The organism is Mycobacterium sp. (assembly GCF_032161845.1).
Classification (GTDB): domain Bacteria; phylum Actinomycetota; class Actinomycetes; order Mycobacteriales; family Mycobacteriaceae; genus Mycobacterium.
The window spans coordinates 1-6,205 of the sequence record NZ_JAVRQA010000330.1 but is presented as its reverse complement, the minus strand read 5'-3'; the positions used below and the strand labels follow the sequence as shown (position 1 = coordinate 6,205).

4 protein-coding genes are annotated in these 6,205 nt (G+C 66.8%); all 4 read left to right on the top strand.

Features of this window, described 5'->3' with window-relative positions; all coding sequences use genetic code 11:
• Window positions 1-243 precede the first annotated feature (243 nt).
• The 4 genes from QOD90_RS17890 to QOD90_RS17875 are packed head-to-tail and all read left to right on the top strand — an operon-like array spanning window position 244 to window position 6,158.
• Complete coding sequence (locus QOD90_RS17890) at window positions 244-1,785, top strand: carboxylesterase/lipase family protein (protein WP_526352088.1); 1,542 nt, start codon at window positions 244-246, stop codon at window positions 1,783-1,785.
• A 45-nt stretch (window positions 1,786-1,830) separates the two neighbouring features.
• Window positions 1,831-3,807: a primary-amine oxidase gene (locus QOD90_RS17885; protein ID WP_526352086.1), complete on the top strand. Its 1,977-nt coding sequence runs from the start codon at window positions 1,831-1,833 to the stop codon at window positions 3,805-3,807.
• 33 nt (window positions 3,808-3,840) lie between these two features.
• Entirely contained in the window at window positions 3,841-5,832 is a 1,992-nt protein-coding gene (locus QOD90_RS17880; protein WP_526352084.1) for a DUF7064 domain-containing protein, read from the top strand.
• Entirely contained in the window at window positions 5,829-6,158 is a 330-nt protein-coding gene (locus QOD90_RS17875) for a YnfA family protein (protein WP_526352082.1), read from the top strand. Before QOD90_RS17880 ends, QOD90_RS17875 begins: the two co-directional genes overlap by 4 nt.
• Window positions 6,159-6,205 lie beyond the last annotated feature (47 nt).

Sequence of the window (6,205 nt, the reverse complement as noted above, 5' to 3'; positions counted from 1 at the left end):
GGCGCCAGTGAAGGTTTCGTCGAGGTCGGAGACGAGCTCTTGATGGGGCTCGAGCTCGTCGAGGTGCCCGAGGTCGTCGTGGGTTCGGTTTGGTCGCCGGAACCGCCCGACCCACTCGAACAGCCCGCTACCAGCGCAGATACGGCGATGAGCAGGACGATTCGCATGGCGACCAGGGTAGCTGGCTCAACTGGACGGCAAGTCAGGCACGTCGGGCGTGCAGTTCTTCGCTAACGTCGGGTCATGCACGATCGCACCATTCGCGTGACCATCGACAGCGGGGTCGTCGAGGGGTTCACTGCCGACGGCGTTCATCGATGGCGGTCCATCCCGTTCGCCCGCCCTCCGGTTGGACCTCTGCGCCTGCGCGCCCCCCAGCCGGTGCAGCCGTGGCCCGGCGTGCGGTACTGCCACGGGTTCACCTACTGCGCCCCGCAGCAGCGCAGGTACACGCTGCTCGGCGTCGGCAAGTACCAGCCGATGAGCGAGGACTGCCTGACGGTCAACGTGGTTGCGCCCGAGACCCCTTCGGAAGTCGGTTCCTCGCGCGAGCGCTCGTCAGCGGACGAACCGCTGCCGGTGATGTTCTTCATCCACGGCGGCGGGTACATCCTCGGCAGTTCGGCGACGCCGATCTACGACGGCGCGTCCATGGCCCGAAGGGGCTGCATCTACGTGTCGGTGAACTACCGACTCGGAGCGCTGGGGTGTATGGACCTGTCGGCGTTGTCGACGCCCGAGCACCCCATCGACGACAACCTGTTTCTACGCGATCTGGTGATGGCACTGCAGTGGGTTCGCGACAACGTCGCGGTGTTCGGCGGTGACCCCAACAACGTGACGATCTTCGGTGAGAGTGCCGGTGCGCATGCCGTCGCGACCCTTCTTGCCACACCCGCGGCCAAAGGGCTATTCGCGCAAGCGATCTCGGAAAGCCCGGCGAGTGGCATGGCAGGGCCGCCGGACGTGGCCGCAGCTTTCGCCGACGACTTCGTCGGCGTGCTCGGGGTCGAGCGTAGAGACGCCGCCGCCGCGGTGATGGCGGCTCGGCCAAAGGAGCTGGTCGACGCGCTCGACACGGTGATGAGTCGCGGAATGAAGGAGATGCGCGGCGCGTTCGTGGTCGGGCCCACCTACGACACCGAGTTTCTGCCGGAGGATCCCGTCGCGGCGATGCGGGACGGTACGGCGCATCGGGTCCCGCTCATCGTCGGTACCAACGCCGACGAGGGCAAGCTGTTCACCCGTTTTCTACAGTTGTTGCCGACGACCGAACCGGCGATCGAGCTTCTCCTCGCCGACTCGGACGTCGAGTCCAGGGACCGGATCACCAAGGCCTATCCTGGCTACCCGAGTCCCAGCGCCTGCATCCGGCTCGGCGGCGACTTCGCCTTTGGGACTGCGGCGTGGCAGATCGCCGCGGCGCACAGCAGGCACGCCCCGACCTTCGTCTACCGGTACGACTACGCGCCGCGCACCTTTCATTGGTCGGGCCTTGGCGCGACGCACGCCACCGAGTTGTTCGCCGTATTCGACGTCTACCGAACGCGATTCGGTTCGCTGATGACCGCCGCCGCCGACCGCCGCTCGGCACGACGGGTGAGTAACGACGTACAGGCCCGGTGGCGCTCGTTCAGCCGCACCGGAGTGCCCGGCGACGGGTGGCCGCAGTACACCGGCGACCAGCGCGCGGTCATGGTCTTCGACCGGCATTCGCACCTTGAGTTCGACCCCAACGCGGACCGGCGACGGGCGTGGGAGGGCTTCAGCCTGGCCGCGAACTGAGGCCGGTCGCCAGGTTCTGGTGATCCCCCTGCGGGTCCGCGGACGATGTGGTCGAGTGGTGACGTGACGCATCCACTGGATCCACTCTCGGCCGACGAATTCACCGCTGTCGCTGAGGTGTTGCTGCGCGAGCACGGCGTGGGCGCGGCGCCGTCGGCAAGCTCGGACCTGGGTTGGCGGTTCGCATCGATCGAGCTGATCGAACCGAGCAAGGACGAGCTGCGGGCGTACGGGAAGGACGCCACCGTGCCTGCGCGGCGCGCGACCGCCATCTGTCTTGACAGGTCGGCGAATGCGACCTACAAGAGTGTCGTCTCGCTCAGCGATGACAGCGTCGAGTCGTTCGACCTCGTCCCCGGAGTGCAGGCGAACTTCACCGTGGACGAGTTCGTCGAATGCGATCAGGTGCTGCGCAAGCATCCGGATGTCGTTGCCGCCCTGGCCAAACGGGGCATCACCGATCTCGACAACGTCTTCATGGACACCTGGACCTTCGGCGACGCGGTCGCGCCGCTCGAGTACCGCGACCGCAGGCTGGGCTGGTCGGACACGTGGCGCAAGGACGCGCCGGGGGCCAACCCCTATGCGCATCTGGTCAGCGGCCTGCACTGCGTCATCGACCTGAACAGCATGGAGGTGCTTCGGGTTGAGGACATCGGCCCGTTTTCTGGGGGAGACATCGAACCACCGGACGTGATGGGCGAATACGTGCCCAAGCACGTTCCGGAGCACATCCGCGCGGCGTCCACCCGAGAGCCGCTCAAGCCGCTGCTCGTCACCCAGCCGGACGGGCCGTCGTTCACCCTCGACGGCAATCTGCTGAAGTGGCAGAACTGGTCACTGCGCATCGGGTTCAACTACCGGGAGGGCATGACGCTGCACACCGTGCGCTACCGCGACGGCGATCGCGAGCGCTCGATCGCGCACCGAATGTCGTTCGCCGAGATGATCGTTCCCTACCGCGATTCGTCGGCCGATCACTACCGCCGCACCGCATTCGACATCGGGGAGTGGGGGCTTGGGTTCATGACGACCTCGCTCAAGCTCGGCTGCGACTGTCTCGGGGAGATCCGCTACCTCGACGCCGTCATGCACGACAGCAAGGGTGAGCCGTACACCATCGCCAACGCGATTTGCATCCACGAGGAAGACGGCGCCGTATTGTGGAAGCACGTCGATCACGACGCGGGCGCCGAGGTGCGGCGGATCCGTCGCCTGACGATCTCGTTCCACGTGACGGTCGCTAACTACGAGTACCTCGTCTATTGGCGCCTCTATCAGGACGGCAACATCGAATGCGAGGTCCGGGCCACCGGCATCATGGTGACCACGCCGCTCGCCCCCGGCGCACCCAACCCGAACGGGACCCTCGTCGACGAGCGCACGTATGCGCCGTTCCACCAACACTTCCTGGTGGCGCGCCTCGACATGGACGTCGACGGCGGTGACAACACGGTCTTCATGTCCGAGTCATACGCCGAGCCGATGGGTGCGGAGAACCCCTACGGCCTCTCCCTCGTCACGCGTAACGTGCCGCTGCGCTCCGAGAGCGAGGGCAAGCAGGACTTCAACTTCGAGACGCAACGCTCGTGGAAGGTCGTCAACACCAACGTCACCAACGGCCTGGGGACCCATCCCGCCTACAAGCTGGTGCCGGGTGGCGCGATCCCGTCCATGTTCGACCCCGCGTCACCAGTGCTCAAGCGCGCCAACGTAATCGGCCACACGGTCTGGGTCACGCCGAACTCAGCCGACGAGCGTTGGCCAGCAGGCGAGTTCGTCAACCAGTCGGTCGAAGACACGGGCCTCGGACAGTGGACCAAGGCCAACCGGTCGATCGACAACACCGACGTCGTGCTCTGGTATGTGTTCGGGCTGCATCACATCACCCGGCCAGAGGATTGGCCCGTGATGCCGGTCGACGTCGTGTCCTTCTGGCTCAAGCCATTCGGGTTCTTCGATCGGAATCCGTCCCTCGACGTCCACGCCGCCGCCTCCGATGCCTGCCACACCGAGAGTTGACACCCGTCAACTTGCCCTCTTACATTCAGTCTCGTGACCCCGACCACACTCGCCCTCGTTGAACGACCTGGCGACCTCACGTCCGAATGGCTGACGGCCGCGCTCAATGCGGGGGAAGTCACCGACTTCACGTTCGACCGCATCGGAACCGGCCAGATGAGCGAATGTTACCGAGTCGCGCTCACCTACGCCGACGGCGAGGACGGGCCCGCGTCGGTGGTGTTGAAGGTGGCCGCCGCCGATCCCAGTAGCAGGCAGACGGGCCTTGCGATGGGTCTCTACGAACGGGAGGTGCGCTTCTACACCGACATCGCGCCAGGGTTGCACGGCCCGGTCGCGCCGTGTCACCACGCTGCCTACGACCCGGCGACCGGCATGTTCGACCTGCTGCTCGGCGACGCGGCACCCGCCGTCGTCGGCGACGAAATCGGCGGCGCCACAATCGAAGAGGCGGCGATGGCGCTGACTCAGCTCGGCCGGGTGCACGGGCCGCTGCTTGGCAACGCAGCCCTGGCGGGCGCCGAATGGATCAATCGGGAGTCGCCGCTCAATCAGGGCCTGATGGCCGCCCTCTACGCCGCGTTCATCGACCGCTATAGCGACGACATCGCGCCAGAACACCGCGAGGTGTGCGAGCGATTGGTCGCCACGTTCGATGCCTACCTGGCCGCCGAGGCTGCGTCGGGCGGGCCGCAGGGGCTGATCCACGGCGACTATCGTCTCGACAACATGCTGTTCGGCGAGGACGGCGCCGATCGCCCGCTCACCGTGGTCGACTGGCAAACCGTCACCTGGGGGCCGGCCCTCACCGACGTCGCCTACTTCCTCGGCTGCGCCTTGCCGACCCAACAGCGCCGTGACCATGGCGAGGCCTTGCTGCGCGCCTACCACGACGCGCTCGGCCCCGATGCCACGCTCACCATGGAAGACGTGCGCGAGGGCGTGCGTCGCCAGAGTTTCTTCGGAGTGGTGATGGCGATCGTCTCACCGATGCTGGTCGAGCGCACCGAGCGCGGCGACCGGATGTTCATGACGATGATCGCGCGGCACTGCACCCATGTCCTCGACCTGGATGCGATGGCCGTCCTGCCAGCGCCCTCGACGCCGGAACCGTTGCAGCCCAACGTCGAAGACGAGGGGGTTCACGAGCCGACCGATGAGGCGCTGTGGAGTGAGAGCTGGTATTTCGACTTCGCCGATCCCGGTCAGGACGTCGGCGGCTGGTTACGCCTTGGCCTGATCCCCAACCAGGGCCACGCCTGGATCAACGCGCTGCTGTGCGGCCCGCACATCCCCACCATCGCCGTCCTGGACTTCGAGGCGGCCCTGCCCGAGGTGCACACCCACGTCCACACCGGCGGCATCGACCTCGAGCTCGAAGCCACCGTGCCACTGCAGTCGTATCGGGTGTCCCTTCGTGGTCGGGGCGAGGCCTACGACGATCCGGCCGATCTTCTGAGGGGCACGCCCGGCCGTCCCGTCGACGTCGCGATGGACCTGGTGTGGACCACGGCAGGAACTCCGTACCAGTACCGGCTGTCGACCCGCTACGAGATCCCGTGCACGGTGTCGGGCACGGTCAGCGCGGACGGTCACTCCTTCGAGTTCTCCGACGTGGCCGGGCAGCGGGACCATTCGTGGGCGGCACGGGACTGGTGGAGCATGGAATGGGTTTGGAGCGCACTGCATCTCGACGACGGCACGCACATCCACGGGCTCGATCTCAGAATTCCCGGCGCACCGCCGATCGGCGCCGGATACGTCCAGCGCGGGGGAGAAGTCGTCGAATTGAAGACCGTCGTCGCGCGGGAGACCTTCGGCGACGACGACCTACCGGTCGGCACCACCCTCGAGATCGCGCCGGGCGACACCACCGCGAGCATCGACATCCGGGGTCACGCCCCAGTGCTGCTGACGTCGGTCGACGGCCGGGTCAGCAGGTTTCCGCGCGCCTGGGCCACCGTGACGACGACCGACGGTCGGACCGGCGTCGGTTGGCTCGAGTGGAACCGCAACCAGACATGACGGTTCTCAAGTCGATCGTGCTGTTCGTGCTGGCGGCGCTGCTGGAGATCGGTGGCGCATGGCTGGTGTGGCAGGGCATGAGGGAACACCGGGGCTGGCTCTGGGCCGGTGCCGGTGTGCTCGCCCTCGGCGCCTACGGCTTCGTCGCGGCGTTCCAGCCGGATGCGAACTTCGGGAGGGTGCTCGCCGCGTACGGCGGGATCTTCATCGCGGGTTCGCTGTTGTGGGGCATGGTCGCCGACGGCTTCCGGCCCGACCGGTGGGACGTGGCGGGAGCGGTCGTCTGCCTGTTCGGTGTCGGCTTGATCATGTACGCCCCGCGCTAGTGTCCGGAGGCGCTTGAGGCGGGTGGCTGCCAGTTAGCATGTGGCTC